General features: G+C 38.6%; 17 protein-coding genes and 1 riboswitch. Of the genes, 4 read left to right on the top strand and 13 right to left on the bottom strand.

What is annotated here, in order from left to right:
* Positions 1-3 precede the first annotated feature (3 nt).
* From ACNTMY_RS03220 to acnA, 9 genes are all read right to left on the bottom strand, one after another.
* On the bottom strand, positions 4-4578 hold the full coding sequence (locus tag ACNTMY_RS03220) for a S8 family serine peptidase (RefSeq protein WP_423216628.1): 4575 nt from the start codon (positions 4576-4578) through the stop codon (positions 4-6).
* A 204-nt stretch (positions 4579-4782) separates the two neighbouring features.
* A complete protein-coding gene (locus ACNTMY_RS03215) occupies positions 4783-6426 on the bottom strand; it encodes a phosphoenolpyruvate carboxykinase (ATP) (protein WP_423216627.1) in 1644 nt (547 codons plus the stop codon).
* 173 nt (positions 6427-6599) lie between these two features.
* Entirely contained in the window at positions 6600-8030 is a 1431-nt protein-coding gene (locus tag ACNTMY_RS03210; protein WP_423216626.1) for an NADP-dependent glyceraldehyde-3-phosphate dehydrogenase, read from the bottom strand.
* Positions 8031-8300: 270 nt separating this feature from the next.
* Positions 8301-10034 carry a phosphoenolpyruvate--protein phosphotransferase gene (ptsP, locus tag ACNTMY_RS03205; RefSeq protein ID WP_423216625.1) on the bottom strand — a complete coding sequence of 578 codons (1734 nt, stop codon included), beginning with the start codon at positions 10032-10034 and terminating at the stop codon, positions 8301-8303.
* A gap of 4 nt (positions 10035-10038) precedes the next feature.
* On the bottom strand, positions 10039-10302 hold the full coding sequence (locus ACNTMY_RS03200; RefSeq protein ID WP_003064009.1) for a phosphocarrier protein HPr: 264 nt from the start codon (positions 10300-10302) through the stop codon (positions 10039-10041).
* A 271-nt stretch (positions 10303-10573) separates the two neighbouring features.
* Entirely contained in the window at positions 10574-11377 is an 804-nt protein-coding gene (locus ACNTMY_RS03195) for a putative ABC transporter permease (protein ID WP_423216624.1), read from the bottom strand.
* Positions 11378-11455: 78 nt separating this feature from the next.
* On the bottom strand, positions 11456-12631 hold the full coding sequence (gene icd / locus ACNTMY_RS03190; protein WP_423216623.1) for an NADP-dependent isocitrate dehydrogenase: 1176 nt from the start codon (positions 12629-12631) through the stop codon (positions 11456-11458).
* Between the two features lie 24 nt (positions 12632-12655).
* Positions 12656-13774 carry a citrate synthase gene (locus ACNTMY_RS03185; RefSeq protein ID WP_423216622.1) on the bottom strand — a complete coding sequence of 373 codons (1119 nt, stop codon included), beginning with the start codon at positions 13772-13774 and terminating at the stop codon, positions 12656-12658.
* 3 nt (positions 13775-13777) lie between these two features.
* A complete protein-coding gene (gene acnA / locus ACNTMY_RS03180) occupies positions 13778-16441 on the bottom strand; it encodes an aconitate hydratase AcnA (RefSeq protein ID WP_423216621.1) in 2664 nt (887 codons plus the stop codon).
* A gap of 284 nt (positions 16442-16725) precedes the next feature.
* Between acnA and nrdH the strand changes: the two genes are divergently transcribed.
* From nrdH to thiT, 4 genes are all read left to right on the top strand, one after another.
* Positions 16726-16953: a glutaredoxin-like protein NrdH gene (gene nrdH / locus ACNTMY_RS03175; protein WP_423216620.1), complete on the top strand. Its 228-nt coding sequence runs from the start codon at positions 16726-16728 to the stop codon at positions 16951-16953.
* 59 nt (positions 16954-17012) lie between these two features.
* Positions 17013-19172, top strand: a complete 2160-nt coding sequence (nrdE, locus tag ACNTMY_RS03170) for a class 1b ribonucleoside-diphosphate reductase subunit alpha (protein ID WP_423216619.1) — start codon at positions 17013-17015, stop codon at positions 19170-19172.
* A gap of 43 nt (positions 19173-19215) precedes the next feature.
* Positions 19216-20175 carry a class 1b ribonucleoside-diphosphate reductase subunit beta gene (nrdF, locus tag ACNTMY_RS03165; protein WP_423216618.1) on the top strand — a complete coding sequence of 320 codons (960 nt, stop codon included), beginning with the start codon at positions 19216-19218 and terminating at the stop codon, positions 20173-20175.
* Between the two features lie 68 nt (positions 20176-20243).
* Positions 20244-20342: riboswitch (TPP riboswitch) on the top strand.
* Positions 20343-20420: 78 nt separating this feature from the next.
* Complete coding sequence (thiT, locus tag ACNTMY_RS03160) at positions 20421-20984, top strand: energy-coupled thiamine transporter ThiT (protein ID WP_423216617.1); 564 nt, start codon at positions 20421-20423, stop codon at positions 20982-20984.
* Positions 20985-21046: 62 nt separating this feature from the next.
* Here the strand turns inward: thiT and ribE are convergent, their stop codons facing one another.
* The 4 genes from ribE to ribD are packed head-to-tail and all read right to left on the bottom strand — an operon-like array spanning position 21047 to position 24357.
* Positions 21047-21508, bottom strand: coding sequence for a 6,7-dimethyl-8-ribityllumazine synthase (gene ribE / locus ACNTMY_RS03155; RefSeq protein WP_423216616.1), 462 nt, complete (start codon positions 21506-21508; stop codon positions 21047-21049).
* Positions 21509-21520: 12 nt separating this feature from the next.
* Positions 21521-22699 carry a GTP cyclohydrolase II gene (gene ribA / locus ACNTMY_RS03150; RefSeq protein WP_423216615.1) on the bottom strand — a complete coding sequence of 393 codons (1179 nt, stop codon included), beginning with the start codon at positions 22697-22699 and terminating at the stop codon, positions 21521-21523.
* Positions 22700-23302, bottom strand: a complete 603-nt coding sequence (locus tag ACNTMY_RS03145; RefSeq protein WP_423216614.1) for a riboflavin synthase — start codon at positions 23300-23302, stop codon at positions 22700-22702.
* Entirely contained in the window at positions 23302-24357 is a 1056-nt protein-coding gene (ribD, locus tag ACNTMY_RS03140) for a bifunctional diaminohydroxyphosphoribosylaminopyrimidine deaminase/5-amino-6-(5-phosphoribosylamino)uracil reductase RibD (RefSeq protein ID WP_423216613.1), read from the bottom strand. The genes ACNTMY_RS03145 and ribD overlap by 1 nt, the downstream gene beginning before the upstream one ends.
* Between the last annotated feature and the right edge of the window lie 95 nt (positions 24358-24452).

Below are 24452 nucleotides of genomic sequence, written 5' to 3'. Positions count from 1 at the left end.
TTTTTATTCTTGTTTATGTTTTCGTTTTTCCCAGATAAAGGAAGCACCTGCTAAGATTACAAATCCTAATGAAACTAAGAATGGTTCTGATTGACTAGATGTCGTTGGAAGGCAAGTAGTATCTTTGGTTTTATTAAGAGGTAAAGAAGTTTTTCCTACTGAACCTCTTTTATTTACCCCTAGGGCTACTACCTCTCCTCCTTTCTCAGTAGCACCTTGAGTTCTTGTAAGTTTTGGTGGTGTTTCACTCTTAATAACTTCTTTAGGAATGAGATTTTTTAACTCAGCTTGAGTTGATGTTGTTTGACTTTCTTTTCCGTCTAGAGCATCCTCAGCCTCTTTTAAGTTAACTAAAGCAGCATCAACCTCACCTTGTGTTGCTTCTGAGTTACTCAAAACAGCTTGTGCATCAGCTAAAGCTTGATTATAAGTTGCTTTTGCTTGCGCATTTGCATTTTGGTATTTAGCAGATGTGACTTTCAAAACTTTTGATTTGGCTGAAAGATTTGAAAGAGCTCGGAAATCTGTTGCCTTTCCATCAAGAGCTTCACGCGCAGATTTCAAATTTTTCAATGTTGCATCAACTTCTTCTTGGGTTACTGAACCTTTTGCAAGCACTAAGTTCGCTTTACGGTGCTGAGTGTCATAAGTGGTACGTGCTTCGACTCCAGCATTGTAATAAGCTGGGTCTTCTTGTTCTGCTTGAAACTGACTATCTTCTTCAGTCAATGCCTTAAAGTCTGTCGTTTTACCGTCCAAGGCTTCAATCGCTTCTTGCAAATACTGAAGTGCTGCATCAACTTCTTCTTGTGAATATTTTCCTGACAAAATAGCTTGCGCACTTCTCAAAGCATCTCGATAAGCTAGAAGTTTTTCTAACGAAGCATTGTAATAACGTGCATCATTTTCAATACCATTTGTTGCTTGTGTCGCCGCAATCAATGCTGTTTTGTCAATAATACTAAAGGCAATGTGATTTTGTTTTCCATAAACAACTGTGAAATGTGGATCTTCGTAAAGTTCGTAACCAACCGGAAGTGGCAACTCTAGAGTATAATCACCGACATACACATTTTTACCATAATCTTTCTTAGCATATCTTGCTGCTGGAATGGTAGTTATTTTACCATTTTTATTTGAAATAGACACTTCTGTCCCTTTTGGAAGTTCTTTATCAAAATCAAGCACCAAAGCTGCCTGATTACGCATATGAACATAGAAATTCACTGTTTTGTAACTATCTGCATCTGAAAGATTAAGAACTTGGCTAGTTGGACCAGCTAATTCGGCAGCATCTGTATCATAAAGTGCAAGTTCTACAGTATAATCACCAAATGGCAAAGCAACTGTAGATAAATCATTGCCATAATACTTCAAATCAGTGACAACATTACCATCATGGTCTTTGACAATAAACGTATAATCAACATAACTTGCAACATTTGTCTGACCATCAAGAAGGTTGATTGTAACGCGTCCACTTTCATTTCCGACATTGACCAAATCACTAACTTTAGCCGATGCCGTATTGCCAGCAAAATCTTCTACAACATAGTAAAAATCTTCTAACGAAGCAACATCAAGTGGCAAAGTAAACGAGCCATCTGAATTTTGTTCAAGATAGACAGGAGTATAATGGTCATCAATATAATAAACACGTCCACGTAAAACGCCTGAACCATCATCTAAAGCTTTTCTAGGATTAAATTTTTGGCTAGCTTCATCGTAAGTTGCAGTTGTGATAACTGGATTTTTACGATCGACAATAATATCAAATGCTAAATGCTGAGCTTGTGCACCGATAACAGTTGGATAATAAGTCAAGACATACTTATATGAACCGTCTGACAAGTCCTTACCGTCTAGATTATCACCATACCAAATCGTTGATGAAAGAGCTGTTGAACCTCTTTCACTCTTATAATTCTTGACTCCAGAAAAAGTCTCACTTTGCCATAAAGGATGCTCAAAATTGACATCATCTGCTGCATACACCGCAGCACTAGCATCAGTGTAATTTCTTAAAAAGACACCTTTAAATGCTACGAAATCTTGCTTGCCGTCATTATTTGGTGAAATAGCAAGTCGTGTTGTGCCATTTTCATCCACATGCAACACAAAATCTCCAGCATTGTTGGCATAAGTACCGAGAACGATTGGTCTTGAACTATCAGTCGAATTTGTCAGCAAAGCTGTCGTATCATCAGAACCAGAGACAATATGATCACCATCAATTTCTAGATAAAATCCTTCTTTACCGTCAGCCACTAATTTGTAAACAGGATCTTCAACAACAGCAAGATTTTGGAAATCACCTCTAAATCCAACAAATGGAAGACTAACAACTTCAGCAAAATCAACTGAATCCAAGAAGCGAACAAATCCCTCAAGATAATAACCATTTGGCATTTCTTTTGTTAGTAGATTAGCAAATTGACCTGCATCAACAGCAATCGTTACTTTCTCAGAACTGTTAGCCTTCACAGTAATCGTTTTACCAGCGATATTTGCCAAGTGTCTTGGCGATAAAGTAATCCTTCCATTCTCAACAGTATCCGTTTGTAGATTTGTTTCATAGGTCAATGTCTTATCTTGATCGCTAATATTATGAATAGTTACATCAAAACTAAAAGTATCTCCAACATTTCCTAGAGTGATACTGCCGTAACCATCATCACCTGTCAGATATAAACCAGAACTAATAGCTGATGCTGTATCAACTAGCCCTGCTCCTTGTTGGCGTGGCGAACTAAATTCACCTGCTTGTTCATCATAATGCGCCTTAGCATTACTCATAATCAAGGCTTTCACCAAATAAGCTAATTCGGCATCTGATTTTTCTGGATATTTTTCTTTAAGGTATTGTTTAACCAAAGCAACAACGCCCGCTACGTGAGGAGCTGCCATACTTGTCCCGCTCATCAAACCGTATTGGCCATCATTAAATGATGAGTAAATACTTCCTCCTGGTGCTGAAACATCAGGTTTTAACTCACCATCACTTGTCAATCCCCAGCTACTGAAGCTTGAAAAACGCCCAGCTTCGATATTATCGAATTTTTCAAGATTACCATTGAAACGAATTTTGTAACTACTGTTTGCAAGAGCATTACCAAATTTATACGGAATAAATACAGCTGGAATAGCAACCGCTGTATCATCAAGGGACATACTGATGTTTGCTCCTTGAGGGTCGTTGTTAAAAATAACGACACCTTCAGCACCCTGAGCTATTGCGTTTGCAATTTTTTCAGAAAATGTTAAGCCACCACGCTTAATAAGGGCAATCTTACCTGTTAAATCGACTCCCTGAACTTCTTCTGTTGTACCTGTACCAACGTAGACATAATCATAATCTTTGCCAATTTCAAATTTCTTGTCACTTTTATTTGGATCAGAAAATGGGCATCTTCCATGATTTAAGTCAGCATCTTCTTCCATTCCGACAAATGTAATTGCTTGACCTCTAGTGTAGTCGCTATTGTAAGATGCGACAGAAATAGCGCCTTTTGCTGTTGAAGGATTTCCAACTAAGCCATAATCAATATTTTCAGCAAACGGTTTTTGATTATCACCAAATGCGCCATCGTTTCCTGCAGAAATAACAACCGTTACACCTGCTCGTTGAGCTGCTTCAATAGCCTCAAGCAAACTCTCTTCGATATTTGCTGTTGAACCTGTGGCACTACCTAGGCTTAAATTAATAGAGTCAGCGCCAAGTTTAACCGCATCTTCAATTGCTCTAACGTACAATGCGGGACCAGTTGTATTTTTCAAATCTGAAAAGACTCGCAAGAAAATAACTTGAGCTTCTGGAGCCACACCATAGATATACTCATCTCCAGCTTTTTGACTTGGGTTACCTGTTGCGATACCTGTAACGTGCATGCCGTGAGAATCTTCGATTCCCTCTTTCAAGTTAGTATTCCCATCAACGTAATTATATCCGAAAATAACTTTGTCATTAAACCATTTTCCGTAAGAAATGCCTGCCGCAGCTTTAGCCGCATCCATTTCCTCTTGACTCTTGTATTTGGCTTTTGATGGATCAGTAATGTGCAAAACATCGTGATCGACATCCAAACCAGAATCAATGATTGCTACAACAGTTCCTTGGCCCTTATAGCCGCTCTCCCAAACCTCTGGAACTTTGATTTGCTCATCAGTATCAATACTTTGTGGGGTTTCTGATTGTTTTTCCTGACTTTCGTCTTGCTGTATTGTCGCTTCTAGTGTTTGATTGCTGGCAGTACTGATTTTATCTTGAGTATTGTCAGTCACTTCATTTTCTGTAGGAAGACTTGCTTCTTGATTGTCAGACAAAGCGACATCATCTTGATTAACAGTCTGGGACGAAACTTCTGATGTTTGTTCTGTAGCAAGCTCGGCTTGATTTTCACTTACCGACTGACTCCCATCAACTACCTGAACAACCTGCTCTGTCGCCAACTGATCAAGCTGTGCCACAGAATTAACCTCATCAGCTGCTACATGCCCAGCTAAGAAGACTGCTCCAATCAACACAGAAACCAATCCAACCTTGTACTTTCTCAACGAGAAACGTTCTTTTTTACCCATAAATAAACCTCCAAAAAATGTTTTGCATATTGGTTCAACCAATATAAAACACATTAAAGCACAAACAAAAAATAAATTCAATATATTTTCTGAAAATTCTATATCTTATGATATTTTTTATTGTTATAAGTATATATAAACAAAGTCTATACCTTGCTCGAAAGCACAAAAAATCCTTGAGACTTCTCTCAAGGATTAGAAAATTTATTTCAAATTATTAATGACTTTTTCCAAACGTGAAATAGCTTCAACTGGCAAAGCAAGTTTTGGATTATTTTGGTTAAATGACAATAGATAATTCAAACGGAACTGCATGCGAGAACGAATCAGTTGTTTGTATTTATTATCAAATTCATGAACAGGATAATCTGGTAATTCTAAGTATTCAAAACCTTCGATTGTACCGAAATCTTTAAATTCAGTATCACCATCAACAATTTTTTCGATGATTCCAAGAGTAACTTCTTTTGGAATACTTTTGCCCATATAATTTCCTGTATTGATAATATAACAATCAACATCACCTTCAAATAGCGAACGGAATTTTTGATAATCTTCAACCAATGGATATACCCTAAATGGATTAGCAAACGGTTCAATAACAAGTGTTTGTTTATTTCCTTCGATATTTTCAGCACTTGAACGTTTTGTCATCAAAGTACAACCCATTGTCGCTGCCATAAGCGGGTCATTTACCTTGATCAATGGAGGTAGAGAGTCATCCTTCATAATCCAAAAGATTGCATTGATTGGTTCTTCAATATGGTCAACACGATTTGGTGTCGCAAAGCGTGATTTTACTGTACGACCGTTTCCATTGCGAATGTCTTCAGTCATCAATTTTTTGCGACCATTTTCATCCAAAGTCACACCACAGTTTTGTACCGTCACAAAGAAATTTTGTTCTGGGTGACCTGTTGGGTAATCATTTGTCTTGTCAAAATATGATGGCTCAAGTGCAATGGATGAGCCGTCCTTTTCAGAAATAACGAAAGCATCATCATGTAGAACCTTGATGTCGTATTTTCCATTGTGCTTAGCGTGTGTAAGTGTTGATTTTCCAGAACCTGAAAGTCCAAAGAATGAGGCAACAAAGTCATTTCGATTATCCTTACCTTGGAAAATCTTCAAACCACCGTGACATGATACATATCCATTACGTGCCGCTGTACCCCAGGCAAGTGTCAGCGTTGCTTTTTTCAATTCACCAAAATAATTTAGTCCTAAAATGGCGACACAGTTATGGTTAGTATCAAAGTAAACAAGACCATCTGGATAATCTGGGTGAGACCATCTAGGATTGAAGAAAACAAAAATATCGTCTTCTTCGTATGTTTTAGACACTTTCAAACGATTTTTAAATTCTTCGTCCAAAATTTGGAAATTTAACAACCAAGAATAGAGATTATTGATTTCTTCTTCCGGCACCATCAAATGTGCTCGAACCATAAATTTTTCATCCAAGCCTACAATAGCGTCCGCTTTGTAAAATTGGCGACGGTGTGCTTGATAAATAGCACTTCTAACAATCGATAACAATCGCTCATCTTCTTCGTCATCCTGACCATAAATACGACGAGCTTTTGCTGTACGCCCAACTATAGCACCAGAATTTGTTAATAGTACTCGGGCATAAGAAGGCAAGCCAAGCTCCTTAGTGTGAATAACTGGCATGTCCAAAACAACAGTTCCCGCAGCTACTGATGCTAATTGATAAGCTTCTTCTAGAGTTTTTATTGTATGAACCTGATTTTCATAAAATGCAGTTTCGACAATCGTTTTTAATGGAGAGAAATACGGGCTACTTTTTCGCATTTCTGACGTTGAAAATTGATTACGTGTTACCATTTTCTACCTCCTATTTTATGGTTACTTCCATTCTACCAAAAAAGTATACGTTTTCATAATCAAAAACGTAAAAATATTAGAAAATAGAAATATTTTCTAAAAATTCAATAAACCACGATTTTTCAAAAGCAAAAAAGGTTAGAACAAAGTTCTAACCTTTTGTTTATAATCTATTATTTGGCAATGTCAAACACTGTAGATTTAACAGTTGTCATAGCTTCGATAGAGTATTTCACACCTTGTGTTCCAGCACCAGATTTCTTAGCACCAAGGAATGGGAAGTTATCTGTACCACGTTGAGTTTTGTTGTTAATGTGAACAGTACCCACTTCAAGTTGTTCAGCAATCTTGAATGCCAATGGGAAGTTGTTTGTAAATACAGAAGCTTGAAGACCGTATTCAGATTTGTTTGAAATTTCGATTGCTTCTTCAACTGAGTTTACACGAATAAATGGAAGGACTGGACCAAATGGTTCTTCCCAAGCCAAACGCATATCAGTTGTTACATTATCAAACAATACTGGGCTGATAAGGTTACCTTCACGTTTGAATGAGATAACTTCTGTTGCACCCTTATCTTGAGCGTCTTTGATAAGACCTTCAACATAGTCAGCAGCTTTTGTATCGATAAGCGGTGTAATGTCGGCGTTGTCTTCTGGCATACCAACAGTCAAGTTTTTGACAAGAGCAGAAACTTTTTCAACCAATTTATCAGCAATGCTATCCATAACAAGAACACGTTTCACGGCAGTACAACGTTGACCTGAATAACCGTAAGCACCAGCTACGATGTTTTTAGCAGCCAAGTCAAGATCAGCATCTTCAAGGATGATAGCTGAGTCTTTACCACCAAGTTCAAGCATGATTGGGCGCATACCAGCCAAGTGACCAATGTGTTCACCAACTGGAGTTGAACCTGTAAAGTTGATGTAGTTAACTGCTTCATGTTCTACAATGTAGTCACCGATTACTGAACCACGTCCAGTGATTGTGTTAAATACACCTGCAGGAAGTCCAGCTTCAGCAAATGCTTCAGCCAAAAGAAGACCTGAGATAGAACCTTGCGTAGGTGGTTTAAGGGCAACAACGTTCCCTGAGATAAGGGCAGGAGCAATCTTAGAACCTGCAAGGTTAATTGGATAGTTAAATGGTGAGATTGCAAGTACCAAACCTACTGGTTCGCGACGAACAATAGCGATTTTTTTCTTGCTTGCTGCATCAAAGCTTCCACCTTCAAGAACTTCACCTTCGAGACGAACGCCCTCTTCAGCAGCATAGTTGATGATTTCAGCAGTACGGATAACTTCTCCTACAGCTGATTTGTAACCTTTCGCAATTTCTTTTGAAAGTACAGCACCGATTTTTTCAGCATCACGCATCAAAATATCTGCTGCTTTGTGAAGATATTCTGCACGTTCTACATATGAAAGTGCACGCCATGCTTTTTGAGCTGCTTTCGCAGAAGCATAAACGTAATCAACCTCTTCTTGGCTCATTGCAGGGACAGAACCAAGCTCTTCACCAGTTGCGGGAGCGTAAATTTTAATTTCTTCTTTAGAAAGTTTCCACTCACCGTTGACGTAATTTTTATACTGTTTAGTCAAGTGATATCTCCTTTAAATGTGATAATTCCATTTTATCACTTTTTTATCTTTTTTCAATATTTTAACACGAAAAAATTCTGAAAATTTTGACAAATACTTTGTTCCTTCAAATCTTCATAATTATAAATAAACTGAATAAACATTATCAGTAATAAAAATAGAATCTCAAAAAATAATACCTTTTAAAGTCAACTCTAACTCAAATTTTTAACACTTTTATAACATTTATAAAAAAGAATCTGAGATAACTCTCAGATTCTTTATATGCTATTAGTCAACGTTAACGTATTCTTTGCTAAGTTCAAGAACTTCTTCCATTGTTGAACATTCTGTAAGAGCACGGTTAGCGTATTCTTGCATTTTAGCTGTGTCAAGTTTCTTCATCAAGCTACGAGTACGAAGAATTGATGTAGCTGACATAGAGAACTCGTCAAGTCCCATTCCGACAAGAAGTGGAACAGCTTTTTGGTCACCAGCCATTTCACCACACATACCAGCCCATTTACCTTCAGCGTGAGCTGCTTTGATAACGTTGTTAATCAAACGAAGGATTGATGGGTTATATGGTTGGTAAAGGTATGAAACTTGTTCGTTCATACGGTCAGCAGCCATTGTGTATTGGATAAGGTCGTTTGTTCCGATTGAGAAGAAGTCAACTTCTTTCGCAAATTGGTCAGCAAGCATAGCTGCAGCTGGGATTTCAATCATGATACCAACTTGGATATCATCTGAAACGGCAACGCCTTCAGCTTTAAGGTTAGCTTTTTCTTCATCAAAGATTGCTTTAGCAGCACGGAATTCTTTAAGAAGTGCAACCATTGGGAACATGATACGAAGTTGTCCGTGTACAGATGCACGAAGAAGTGCACGGATTTGTGTACGGAACATTGCATTTCCTGTTTCTGAGATAGAAATACGAAGTGCACGGAATCCAAGGAATGGGTTCATTTCGTTTGGAAGATCAAAGTATGGAAGTTCTTTGTCTCCACCGATATCCATTGTACGAACGACAACTGGTTTACCGTTCATGCCTTCAAGAACTGCTTTGTATGCTTCATATTGTTCATCTTCAGTTGGGAAATCTTGTGAATCCATGTACAAGAATTCTGTACGGTAAAGACCAACTGCTTCAGCACCATTAGCGTTTACACCTTCAACGTCTTTAGGTGTTCCGATGTTAGCTGCTAATTCGAAGTGTTTACCATCTGCTGTCACTGTTTCAGCGTCTTTAAGAAGAGCCCATTCAGCTTTTTGTTTAGCATATGCTTCACCAGCAGCTTTAAATTCAGCAATTTCTTCATCTGTTGGGTTGATGATAACATCACCTGTGATACCATTTACAGCAACGATATCGCCGTCTTTAACACGGCTAGTGATATCATTTGTACCAAGAACAGCGGCAATTTCAAGAGTACGAGCCATGATAGCTGAGTGACTTGTACGTCCACCAATGTTAGTAACAAAGGCTTTAACAAATTGTTTGTTCAATTGGGCAGTATCAGAAGGTGTCAAATCGTGTGCAATAACGATTGATTCTTCATCAATTGTTGCAGGGTTTGGAAGTTTAGCACCGATAAGGTGAGCCAATACACGTTTAGCAACGTCGCGGATATCTGCGGCACGTTCTTGCATGTATGGGTTGTCTTCCATTCCTTCAAAGATAGTGATGAACATGTCAGTCACTTCTTTAAGTCCTGCTTCTGCGTTAACTTGTTTTGCACGAATAGTTTCTTTTATTTGGCTGATCATTTCTGGATCAGAAAGAACCATCAAGTGTGCGTCAAATACGGCAGCTGCTTCTTCGCCAAGTGTTTCTACTGCTTTTTCACGTATAATAGAAAGCTCGTCTTGAGATGCTTTCAATGCGGCATCTAGGCGAGCTTCCTCTGCACTTGTATCTTCAACTGTAACAGTTTCAAATGACAAATCAGGTTGAACGAGTAGATACGCTTTAGCAACAGCAACACCATCAGATGCGGCAATTCCTTTAAGCATTTCTGTCATTTTCTTAAGCCAATCCTTCTTTTGTCATTGTTTCTTCGATTGCTGCAAGTGCGTCATCAGCGTCAGCACCTTCAGCTGAGATAGTAACGTCAGCACCTTGACCAACACCAAGGCTCATAACACCCATGATTGATTTAAGGTTTACTGCTTTACCTTTGTAGTCAAGAGTGATGTCTGAAGCAAATTTGCTAGCTGTTTGAACAAGCAAAGTAGCTGGACGTGCGTGAATACCTGTTTCTGCAACAATGTGAAAATCTTTTGAAGCCATATTATGGTTCTCCTTTTATTTGTGTTTTTTCGGATTATCTTATGATAACCCTTACAAGCCATAATTATAGCATAAACCCTTTTTTATTTCAATAGTTTCACACTCTGTATATGCTTTCATTTTTGAAAAAACAAGGAAAATCAACACTTTCAGTCTGGAAATTTTTTGTTTTTCAGCAAAATAAATTAGCAAACGAGCTTAAACTTTTTAGGGTAATATTATTTTTGAAATAAAACAAACCTGAAATGCTTTGATTTCAGGCTTTTAATTATTAATATTTTTCCTTTTCAGCTCTTTTCTTTTTCAATGCTTTTGTTTGTTTTCGAATTTCATTGAAGAACGGAGCTGTAGTCAAACTAAATTGGCTATAGTTTCTAAGCATACGACGTTGGTTGAATCGGAAAGGTTGAACACCTTTGATTTTTAAATTTTCATTTAAGTGCAAACGTAGATTTTCCAAACGCTTGCCAAACACTTCTTTTTGCTTTGCCCAATCATTGAATTCTTCCCTGACGGATTTTAGCATTTTTGCTTGCTCAGCACGAACATAGTTTTCAAACGTTGCTGCTGCTTGTTGGAATTTTACGGTATCCATGACAGTCCAAATCAAGTCAGCCGTCATAATACTGACAATCCCAAGTGCAAACCAGACATTTAACCGCTCAATGATTGACATGACAACTGGCTGAACCCATTTTACCAAGATAAGAATACTAAAGCCCCAGAATAAAGAAATTTTCGGAGCAATCCAACCTCTGATATTTCCCCATAAGTGACTATAATTCCAAAGTTTCATGTGAAAAAAGTATTCTAAAAACCAGCCGGCAATAAACTCAAAAAGTGTCGCAACGAGCATGCCACTAATGAACAGGGCCAAAAGATTTCCATGAAACGGTTGCGTTGCAATAAGCACCGTAGTTACCGCAAATCCATAAACAGGACAATATGGTCCTGCTAAAAAACCGCGGTAGGCAAATTTTTTATCCCTGATTGAACAATAAACTGTCTCCCAGAGCCAGCCAACAAATGAGTAAATAAAAAAAAGGAATATGATATCCGTTACTGAATAACCCATAAAACTCCAACCTCTAAAAGTAAAAACTATTTTTATTATAGCAAAAAACCTAGAACAAGACTTGTTCTAGGCTAGCTTTTACATATTTTCAATTAGTTTTGCTGCAAAATCACTTGTTGAATAAGCTTGTCCTCCTTGTGCCAAATCAGCAGTAAATTGCCCCTTAGCAAAAGTTGTTTCAATAGCTTTTGTAATCAGCGAAGCAACTTCTGTCCAACCGATATAGTCAAACAACATACAACCTGACAAAAGAACTGAACATGGATTTGCAATGTCCTTACCAGCGATATCAGGAGCTGTTCCGTGAGTCGCTTCGAAAATCGCATGACCAGTGACATAGTTGATATTAGCACCTGGCGAGATACCGATACCTCCAACTTGAGCAGCGAGCGCATCACTAGCATAATCTCCATTTAAGTTTGTCAAAGCAACAACGTCAAATTTTTCAGGATTAAGCAGAATTTGTTGAAGGAAATTATCTGCGATAATATCATTGATAATTAATTTTCCATTTGCCAATTCATCAGCGTATTCACGTTCAGCAAGTTCATAACCCCATTTGCGGAAACCACCTTCTGTGAATTTTTGAATATTTCCCTTATGAACAATTGTCACATGAGTCAAATCATTTGTCAAAGCATACTCGATAGCTGAACGAATAAGACGTTCGCTGCCCTCTTTTGAAATTGGTTTGATACCAATACTACTTGTTTCAGGAAAACGAATCTTTTTAACAGACATTTCATTTTGCAAGAACTCAATAACTTTTTTCACTTCTGCTGTGCCAGCTTCCCATTCGATACCGGCGTAAATGTCTTCAGTATTTTCACGGAAAATGGTGATACTTGTCTTCTCAGGTTCTTTAAGCGGACTTTCAATCCCTTTAAAATAACGAACTGGACGAACACATGCATATAAATCTAATTCTTGGCGAAGTGTTACATTAAGCGAGCGAATACCACCACCAACTGGTGTTTCAAGAGGTCCTTTGATAGCAATCAAATCTTCCTTAATAGTATCAAGTGTTTCTTTAGGCAACCATTCGCCAGTCGCTTCATGCGCTTTTTTACCAGCTAAAAGTTCATGCCACGCAACTTTTTTCTCACCTTGATAAGCTTTTTCAACCGCTGCATCAAATACCACACGTGCATTTTTCCAAATATCACGACCTACACCATCACCTTCGATGAAGGGGATAATCGGATGATTAGAAACAGCCAAATGACCATTTTCTAAAGTGATTTTATCTGCCATAATTCATTTTCCTTTCCTAATCTTTTAACGTTCATCAAGTGGAACATACTTCAAACCAAGTTCACCTTTGTAGCGTGAACGAGGTCGAATAAGCTTGTTGTGTTTTTGTTGCTCTTGGATATGGGCAATCCAACCTGATACACGACTCATCGCAAAGATAAGGGTAAAGATTGAACTATCAATACCAAGCACATGGTAAACCGTCGCTGAATAAAAATCAACGTTTGGAATAAGACCTTTGGTATGTTTCATGTAGTCTTCGATTTCACGTGATAGTTTGTACCAAACTTCGTTTTCTGTACCTTCTGTCAAAGCTTTTGCCATTTCACGAAGGTATTTTTCACGAGGGTCTTGTGTTTTATAAACACGGTGACCAAAGCCCATAATCTTTTCTTGTGAATCCAACTTTTCTTTCAAATAAGCTTTGGTATCACCCATTTCACGGATTTCTGTAAGCATGTCAAAGACACGTTCATTAGCACCACCATGAAGAGGTCCTTTTAGGGTACCAATCGCTGTCGTCACACAAGAATAAATATCAGCCAAAGTTGAGGCACACACACGCGCTGCAAATGTTGAGGCATTTAATTCGTGGTCAGCATGTAGAACCAAAGCACGATTAAGAGCTTTAATTTGTAACTCTGTCGGTTCTTCTCCATTCAGCATATAAAGGAAATTTGCTGCAAATCCTAAATCTTTGCGAGGCTCAACCGGCGTTTTTCCTTTACGAAGTCGTGCAAAAGCTGCAATGATTGTTGGCATTTTAGCCATCAGTTGAATTGATTGCTCATAAGTTGCTTCTTCTGAATTGTCTTCAGCATTGATATTGTAAACCCCAAGAAGACTAACCGTTGAACGAAGTACACTCATCGGATGCAAATGATTACGTGATTGAATCATAATACATTGCACGACAGCGTCGCTGATTTCGTAATTATCGCGTAGCAATTTTACAAAATCATCAAGCTCTGTTTTATTTGGCAAATGCAGATTCCAAAGAAGGTAAATGACTTCTTCGAAGCTAGCATCGTTGTCCATTAATTCTGAAATATTGTAACCTGCATAAGATAAATTATCATTAATAATTGAACTAATACGGGTATTGCAGGCAATCAAATCTTTTAATCCACTTGCTCCTGTCATATATTAAGCACCCCCTAATTTCTTTCTAACAACCATTGGCAAAATACCACCGTTTTTGTAATAGCGGATGTCAGCATCAGCATCAAAACGTACCATGGCTTTAAAGTGTTTTTCACCTGACTCATCACGCGCAACGATATCAACAATATCGTGAATGCCAGGATTTTCTGAAAGGTTAATATCATAAGTTTCATAGCCAGTTAATCCAAGACTTGCAGCTGTATCACCTTCTAAGAATTGAAGTGGCAAGACACCCATCATCACAAGGTTTGAGCGATGAATACGTTCAAAACTTTCAGCAAGTACAGCTTTGACACCAAGAAGGTTTGAACCTTTAGCTGCCCAGTCACGACTTGACCCCATACCATAATCTTTACCAGCAATGACTAATGTGCCAACATTATCTTCCTTATAATGCATAGCTGCATCGTAAATCGGCATAAGTTCGCCTTTATATTTTGTATAACCACCAATTTTTCCATCAGCTAATTGGTTTTGGATACGGATATTAGCAAACGTTCCGCGCATCATAACCTCGTGATTACCACGTCGACTACCATATGAGTTGAAATCAAGGTAATCAACACCATTTTCTTCCAAGTATTTAGCAGCAGGACTATTTTTTGCAATGTTTCCAGCTGGAGAAATGTGGTCTGTTGTCACACTATCACCAAATTTAGCTAAAGGTTTCAAATTTTTAAGCGGTTTAATAACTAAATCATCACCTAAATGATCAAAATATGGTGGATTTTGAATGTAAGTTGATGCTTCATTCCAGTGATAAATCTTGCTCTCTTCAGTTGGAATGTGATTCCATTTTTCGCTGTCAGTAAAGACATGCTCATACTCATGTTCGAACAATTCACGAGTGACAAATTTATCAACGTATTTTGCAACCTCGTCATTTGTTGGCATGATGTCTTTTAGGTACACAGGCTCATTATTTTGATCAAAGCCAAGTGGCTCAGTAGTCAAATCAATATTCGTATTTCCGGCAAGTGCATAAGCCACAACAAGCGGTGGGCTAGCAAGGAAGTTTGCTTTGACGAGTGGATTAACACGTCCTTCAAAGTTACGGTTACCTGACAAAACAGCTGAAGCTAGCAAGTCAGTGTCAGTAATAGCTTTTGCAACCTCTGGACGAAGGCTACCTGAGTTACCGATACATGTCGTACAACCATAACCAACAATGTTAAAACCAAGCGTATCAAGATAATCTTGCAAACCAGAATTACGAAGATAACCTGTTACTACTTTTGAACCTGGAGCAAGCGACGTTTTGACCGTTGGAGCTACGCGTAACCCTTTTTCAACAGCTTTTTTAGCAAGTAGTCCAGCTGACATGAGCACGTAAGGATTTGAAGTGTTCGTACATGAAGTGATAGCTGCGATAGCAACATGTCCAGTCTTAATTTCAACATCTTTGTCTTCAAAATGAACGGTTGCTGTTTTGTTAATCTCATCAGCCCCCAAACCAAATCCTTGAACACCTGCTTCACGTGTCAAACTTTCTTGGAAAGTTTGCTTAGCTTGTGTCAAATCAATCAAATCTTGCGGACGTTTTGGTCCAGAAATACTTGGCGAAATAGTAGATAAATCAATTTCAACCACTTTAGTGTATTCTGCTTGGTGCTCTGGGTCGTAGAAAAGATTATTGCGTTTAGCATATTCTTTTGTTAAAGCAATATGGTCTTCATCACGATTTGTTAAACGCATGTAATTAAGCGTTTCGTCATCGATTGGAAAATATCCGCATGTTGCGCCGTATTCAGGTGCCATATTAGCAATAGTTGCACGTTCAGCAAGACTAAGGTTTGAAAGACCATCACCGAAATACTCAACAAATTTTCCGACTACTTTTTCTTGACGAAGTACCTGTGTCACTTTAAGTGCCAAGTCAGTCGCTGTCGCAATCTTAGGTAATTTACCAGTCAAACGAACACCAATAACTTCTGGAATTGGGAAGAACGAAGCCTCACCAAGCATAGCAGCTTCTGCTTCGATTCCTCCGACACCCCAGCCGAGAACACCAATACCATTAATCATTGTTGTGTGGCTGTCTGTACCAAACATTGAATCTGGATAAAGAACACCATCTTTTTCAATGATCACATCACTGAGATACTCGATATTAACTTGGTGAATAATCCCTGTTGCTGGTGGAACCGCACGATAATTATCAAATGATTTTTCAGCCCATTTCAAGAATTCGTAACGTTCGTTATTACGTTTAAACTCCATGTTAATGTTGTCTTCTAGAGCTGTATCACACCCAAAGAAATCAACTTGAACACTATGATCAATTACCAAATCAACTGGAATTTCAGGATTAATCAATTCAGCATCGCCACCATTTGCAACAATGGCATCACGCATCGATGCCAAGTCAACGACAACCGGCACTCCAGTAAAATCTTGCAAAATAACACGACTTGGTTTGAACGGTACCTCGCCATGGATTTTTTTCGGGTTGTAGGTTGCCAAATTTTCAATGTTACTTTTTGTGACATCTACACCATCATGTTTTCTGAGTAAACTTTCAAGTAATATACGAATTGTATAAGGGATTCTTTTGATATTTCCTCCATAATGAGAAACGGCTTCTTCAAGATTGAAATAAGAATAGTCATTCTCTTTGAAAGAAAATTTTGATAAAAATTCTGTCATGTACGGACCCCCGAAATATAATTTTAGTGTTTTAATTATACAAAATTCAGAAAATTATGTCAACGTTAATTTACAGTTCTGTGTTAGGTTATATAACACGGTATGTGACGTTGCTAGTTGAGCTTGTACAAAGCGGCTAAACACTATATTTTGTGCGGTTTTTGGCATCCCAATACAACATATTGTGTTTTTGTAAGCTATATCATTTGCCTTTTTAGTATTTTTTGGATATTCTAATTAAACATTGATTTAAAAAAATATAACGAATTATGGAGGAAACCCTCATGACTAATAAAATTACACTTTTTTCAAAAAATAACTGCATGCAATGCAAAATGACCAAAAAACTTTTGGACAAAGAAGGTGCTGACTACCAAGAAATTAATATCGATGAACAAACAGATATGATTGACTACGTTAAAGGTCTCGGGTTTACTTCTGTTCCAGTTGTCAAAGTTGGCGAAATTTCTTTTTCAGGTTTTCAACCTAGCAAACTAAAAGAGATTATCTAAATAAAAATTTCAAAACTAGAAAGGAACTACCACACAGATAATATGTGGTAACTAACTTTATGAGCCTTAATAATCTCGGCGACGTTTCATACTTTCGCCTAAACAACGAAATCAACCGTCCAATCAATGGTCAAATCCCTCTAAATAAAGACAAAGAAGCGCTTCAGGCTTTCTTTTTAGAAAATGTTATTCCAAATACGATGACCTTTGATTCCATCACCGATAAAATCAACTATCTGATTGAACATGATTACCTCGAAGAAGCTTTCATTCGTAGCTATTCCCCTGAATTTATCGAAAGCTTATCAAGAGACCTACACGCTCACCGTTTTCGTTTCAAATCTTTCATGGCAGCCTACAAGTTTTACCAGCAATACGCCTTAAAAACTAACGACGGTAGCCAATACCTTGAAAGTATAGAAGACCGAATACTGTTTAACACCCTTTATTTTGCTGACGGCAATGAAGACTTGGCAAAAGATTTAGCTACTGAAATGATTAATCAGCGATATCAGCCTGCTACTCCTTCGTTTTTAAATGCTGGTCGCAGTCGACGCGGTGAATTTGTGTCTTGTTTCTTGATTTCCATGACAGATGATATGAATTCAATCGGTCGTTCTATCAACTCAGCGCTACAATTGTCTCGTATCGGTGGAGGAGTCGGCATTAATTTATCAAACCTTCGCGAAGCTGGTGCTCCAATCAAAGGGTATGAAGGTGCCGCGTCAGGTGTTGTTCCAGTCATGAAATTATTCGAAGACAGTTTTTCATATTCAAATCAACTTGGACAGCGTCAGGGAGCCGGAGCTGTGTATCTTGATGTCTTTCACCCAGATATTCTAGCTTTCTTATCAACCAAAAAAGAAAACGCCGATGAGAAAGTCCGCGTCAAAACACTCTCACTTGGCATCACTGTTCCTGATAAATTTTACGAATTGACTCGTAACAACGAAGACATGTATCTCTTTAGCCCATTTAGCGTTGAACGCGAGTACGGTGTTCCTTATAGCTACGTTGATATCACAGCTGAATACGACAATTTGGTAGCCAATCCAAATATCGTTAAAACCAAGATTAAAGCGCGCGATTTGGAAACTGAGATTTCAAAATTGCAACAAGAATCTGGTTATCCTTATGTGGTTAATATCGACACCGCTAATCGCGCGAACCCTATCGATGGCAAAATCATCATGTCAAACCTTTGTTCAGAAGTGCTCCAAGTACAGACACCGAGCGTAATTAACGATGCTCAGGAATTCACCAAAATGGGAACAGATATTTCATGTAATCTTGGTTCGACAAACATTGTTAACATGATGACTTCACCTGATTTTGGTCGCTCTATCAGGGCTATGACACGCGCATTGACTTTTGTATCTGATACCTCTTCTATCGAATCTGTTCCAACAATCAAGCACGGCAATGAACAAGCTCACACTTTTGGACTTGGTGCCATGGGACTACACACCTTCCTAGCCCAAAATCATATTCAATACGGCAGTCCTGAATCTATTGAATTTACCAATATTTATTTTATGTTATTGAATTACTGGACTTTGGTGGAGTCAAATAACATTGCTCGTGAACGCAAACAAACTTTTGTGGGATTTAAAAATTCAAGTTATGCTAACGGCTCATATTTTGATAAATATATCACGGGTAATTACATTCCAAAATCAGACCGAATCAAAGAATTATTTGCTAAGCATTTCATGCCAAGCAGAAAAGACTGGCTTGAGCTTCGCGATGCCGTCATGAGAGATGGCCTTTATCATCAAAACCGACTGGCTGTTGCTCCAAACGGGTCAATTTCTTACATTAATGATGTGTCTGCTTCGCTGCATCCGATTACTCAACGTATCGAAGAGCGTCAAGAAAAGAAAATTGGAAAAATTTACTACCCAGCAGCAGGGCTTTCAACTGAGACTATCCCCTATTACACTTCTGCCTATGACATGGATATGCGAAAAGTTATCGATGTCTATGCCGCCGCAACTGAACACGTTGACCAAGGCTTGTCACTCACATTGTTTTTGCGTAGCGATATTCCAAATGAACTCTACGAATGGAAGACACAAAGTAAACAAACCACACGAGATTTATCAATTCTCCGCCATTATGCCTTCAATAAAGGAATCAAATCAATCTACTACATTCGCACCTTTACCGATGACGGAGACGAAATTGGCTCAAACCAATGCGAAAGCTGTGTCATCTAAGAAAATCAAATGCAATAACATCAAAAAGTCTTAGGAGAAAACCATGACCACACACTATAAAGCCATTAATTGGAATGAAATCGAAGATATTATCGATAAGTCAACCTGGGAAAAGTTGACTGAGCAATTTTGGTTAGATACACGCATTCCCCTATCGAACGACCTCGATGACTGGCGCAAGCTCTCTGACCAGGAAAAAGACTTGGTTGGTAAAGTCTTCGGTGGTTTAACACTGCTTGATACCATGCAATCAGAATCTGGCGTTGAAGCTATCCGTGCTGACGTCCGCACACCTCACGAGGAAGCTGTTCTCAACAACATTCAATTCATGGAATCTGTCCACGCCAAATCTTATTCTTCAATTTTTTCAACACTTAACACCAAATCAGAAATTGAAGCCATTTTCGAATGGACAAACAAGAATGAATTTTTACAAAAAAAAGCAAAAATTATCAACGATATTTATGAAAACGGCGATGCCTTGCAAAAGAAAGTTGCCTCAACTTTTCTAGAAACCTTCCTTTTCTACTCTGGTTTCTTTACTCCGCTTTATTACCTTGGCAATAACAAACTGGCTAACGTCGCTGAAATCATTAAACTGATTATCCGCGATGAATCTGTCCACGGAACTTACATTGGTTACAAATTCCAGCTGGGCTTTAATGAATTGTCAGAAGACAAGCAAGATGAGCTGCGTGATTGGATGTACGATTTACTTTACCAGCTTTATGAAAATGAAGAAAACTATACCAAATCACTTTACGATGAAGTTGGCTGGACAGAGGAAGTCATGACTTTCTTACGCTACAATGCCAACAAAGCTCTTATGAACTTGGGGCAAGACCCTCTTTTTCCAGACACCGCTAATGATGTCAATCCAATTGTCATGAATGGTATTTCAACTGGAACTTCCAACCACGACTTCTTTAGTCAAGTCGGAAATGGTTATCTTCTTGGCTCAGTTGAAGCAATGAAAGACGATGATTACAATTATGGACTTTAATTTTATTGAAAGCGATTAAAAAGTTCTTGACAAGTTATTTTTAAAAGTGCTAGACTATAGATAATTAAAATTTCACAAAGGAGTGCTTCTGGCTGAGATCGCATTGCGCGAAATCCTGATAACCTGATCTCGTTAGTACGAGCGTAGGGATTGTGACATGACTTTTTTAAAACGATGATTTGAAATCGCCTTGTACAATTATCAGATAAAAACGAAAGCTCCTTTGTATTTAGAAGGAGCTTTTTATGTCGTCGAAAAATTCTCAACTGTCTGCTTTGATTGAGACTGCCCTTGTTGCTGCGCTAGCCATGGCTTTATCTTATATTCCAGATTTTGCTAGCTGGTTCACACCTTCATTTGGTGCTATTCCTCTAGTGCTCTTTGCGCTCCGTCGTGGTCCAAAATATGGTACCCTAGCAGGACTTATCTGGGGATTACTTCATTTCATTTTAGGTAAAGTTTGGTATTTGGCTCTATCACAAGTTATCATCGAATACATCCTTGCCTTTGTTTCAATGGGATTAGCAGGATTTTTATCGGCACCATTTCAAAACGCTCTTTCAAAAGACAAAAAAGGACGCGCTCTATTTTACGCAACAGGCGGCGCTCTCTTAGCTGTCTTTGTCCGCTACTTCTGGCACTTTGTAGCTGGTTTTATCTTCTGGGGAAGCTACGCAAACGGTATGTCGCCTTACTTGTATTCATTTATGGTAAATGGCACAGCTGGTCTTCTAACTTTGGTTTTCGTCATTTTAGCACTAGCCATTATCATTCCGACACAAGGAAAAATGTTTTTAGTTAAAAAATAATCTTTTCTTTGCGTTTAACACTAAAAAGCTAGGATAGATTCCTAGCTTTTCTTGTTTTCAAATTATAGTTGTCTTGCCAAATCAATCATTTCAAGTACACCTTGCGCGCATTCGCTACCTTTATTGCCAGCTTTTGAGCCTGAGCGTTCAATAGCCTGCTCAATATCTTCAGTCGTAATCACACCAAACATAACTGGGATGTCACTAGTAAGATTAATCTGACCGATACCCTTAGCTACTTCGTTACAGACAAGGTCATAATGGCTCGTTGACCCTCGAATGACACTGCCAAGTGTAATGACACCATCATATTTTCCACTTGCCACAATTTTTTTCGTCATAAATGGAATTTCAAAAGCACCTGGAACCCAGTATACATCGATATCATCTTCTGCAACTTCATTACGAATCAAACCGTCCATCGCTCCACCCAATAATTTTGAGGTGATGAATTCATTAAAACGTGCAACGACGATAGCAATTTTGACATTTTTTCCGATAAATTTTCCTTCAAACGTTGTCATGATAACCCCTCCTTAAACAATGTGTAATAAATGATGAAATTTTTCTTGTTTGGTTTGTAGGTAGGCTCGATTTTCTTGGTGAGCTGGCACCTGCAAAGGCAAGCGTTCAACAATCTCAATACCAGCAGCTGTAAGTTGTTCCAACTTATCAGGATTATTTGTCAAAAGCTTAATTTGCTTGATTTTCAAAAATGATAAAATATCCGCAGCAATCTGATAATCACGCAAATCAGGCGCAAAACCCAACTCGACATTGGCATCATAAGTGTCAACACCATTTTCTTGTAGCTGATAAGCCTTGAGCTTGTTTTTTAGTCCGATGCCACGCCCTTCTTGACGAAGATACAAAATTGCTCCGCGACCAATTTCATTGATTTTCTTCATGGCAGCGTGAAGTTGTTCCCCACAATCACAACGATATGATCCAAAAATATCCCCTGTCAAACATTCTGAATGCAGGCGAAGCAAAACTGGTTCATCAGACGTCAAATCACCTTTTGACAGTAAGATGTGCTCATGATGAAACTCATCTTCAAATAAACGAAGGTCAAAATCACCATAACTTGACGGTAGTTTCACCTTGGGACTATCTTGAAAACTGACGTAACGCGCAATATCGCCAACTTCAATCATGGTCAAATCCCATTTTTGAGCAAATTCCCTGAGATCACTTTTTCGTGCCATTGTGCCGTCATTTTTTAAAATCTCACAAATGTAAGTCGCTTCTCGACTCCCTGCCAAGCGCGCCAAATCAAGACTTGCTTCTGTGTGTCCACGACGTTTAAGAACGCCACCACTTCGTCCCACCAAAGGAAACATGTGACCTGGGCAGTGAAAATCACTTGCTTTACTACTTTGTGATGCTAATTCTTGAATGGTTTTAGCGCGGTCAAAAGCTGAAATGCCTGTTGAAGTCGTCTTGTGGTCTACGCTAATAGTAAACGCTGTGCCATGTGCATCCGTATTTTCTTCAGACATTGGAAAAAGTTGCAAACGTTCTGCTATTTTCTCAGACACGGGTGCGCAAATCAAACCACGCGCGTACTTAGTCATGAAGTTCACATTTTCTGGACTGGCTAACTCAGCAAGTCCAACCAAATCACCTTCTGCTTCGCGATCATCATCATCGACCACTACGATTAATTTTCCTGTTTTCAAATCAGAAATTGCTTTTTCAACATCCTTAAACATCTAGTCTCCTTTCATCATTCTTAGCTGTTTTTGCATGTATTTTGCTAAAATATCTGTCTCAATATTGACTTTGTCACCTATTTTGAGCCTTGCCAAGTTAGTCTCTTTTGCCGTGTGTGGGATTAATGACACGCTAAAATGCCCCTCCTCTACAGATACCACCGTCAGACTAACACCATTAACTGCGATTGAGCCTTGCCCAACAACCTGCCCTTCAAGTTCTTTTGGAAAAGCAAAACTAAGTACAAGCGCATTTTCATCACTTTCTTTTTTAACAAGCCTTGCCACACTATCCACATGCCCTGTCACAAGGTGCCCTTCAAAGCGAGCACTAGCAGACATTGCTAACTCAAGATTTACCAAATCACCTATACGACTCTCTGAAAAAATCGTTCGTCTAAAGGTTTCTGGCATAACATCCACTGTAAATGTGTCTCCTATTTTAGCCACGCAAGTCAGACAGACACCATTGATTGCCATACTATCGCCAATTTTATAATCAGCTAACAACTTTCGTGAAGCCTTGCAAGTTAATTTGATATTGTGCTGGTGTTTGACAATCCGGCTAATACGACCTTGTTCTTGAATTAATCCGGTAAACATCACACCCTCCTTCTAGCCGAAAGCCTAATATTATTTCCGATTTTTTGACAGGCAAAATCGTCTAATTCTAAGGCGTGACTAACCAAACGAAAACTCGACATAGCTGCTTTCCCATTACCACCAACAAGTTTAGGTGTCACATAAGAAATGATTTCATCCCAAAGACCACTCTCCAGAAAAGCATCATGAACACTAGCTCCGCCTTCGACATAAACAGACTGAAGCTTCTTCTCATAAAGCACCTGCAAAATATTGGCAAGTGAAAACTCTGGCAAATCAATTACCGTGACATGCTTTGGTAAATCCGAAACCTTCCGACCACTAAAAATATAAACTGGAGCCGAATTATCTTCAAAAATCTGTAAATCTAACTGGTCAAAAACACGCCCCTTTTCATCCAAAATCACACGCACTGGCGGACAAAAGCTTGTCCCACTCCCCAGCAAACGTGGATTATCAATCAAGACCGTATCAGCACCAACCAATATCGCTTGAAAATCATCACGTTCATCGTGAACAAAACGATTTGTCTCGTTATCAGTCAAAGCCGTTCGTTTACCAAGCACCGCTATCTTTCCATCCAGACTAACTGCTTGTTTCAAGACAACGTAAGGACGCTTTCGCTCATAATAAAAATTGTAATGCTTATTAAGTGCGCGTGCCTCTTCTTCCAAAACATGAGTGATTACTTCGATTCCTTGATTTTTTAAGAAAGTCACACCTTTTCCTGCTACCAAAGGATTGGGGTCAAGTTGCCCAACAACTACCTTTTTGATACCAGCCTCAAGAATCGCCTGAGTACAGGGGGGCTGCTTTCCCTTATGATGACAAGGTTCCAAGGTCACATAAAGAGTTGAATTAAATAGTTCTTCAGGAGTTCGACAATGTAAAATGGCGTTCTTTTCAGCATGCTCATGACCGTACTGCAGGTGTGCACCACGAGCAATCACATGATTATCTTTGACAATCACCGCACCAACTAAAGGATTGGTGTAAGTTTGCCTAAAGCCACGCTTAGCTTCTTCTATCGCTTGCAACATATAGTTTTTATCCATATCTTCCTCCTTTCAAATAAAAAAATCCCGACAAAAATTATCCGACTAGCCTGCACTAATCAGTCATTTTCATCGGGTACCACTGTAGTTATCTG

The sequence above is a fragment of the Streptococcus equinus genome (assembly GCF_049393735.1).
GTDB classification, from domain to species: Bacteria; Bacillota; Bacilli; order Lactobacillales; family Streptococcaceae; genus Streptococcus; species Streptococcus equinus_G.
This window is presented reverse-complemented; position numbering and strand designations above follow the sequence as displayed.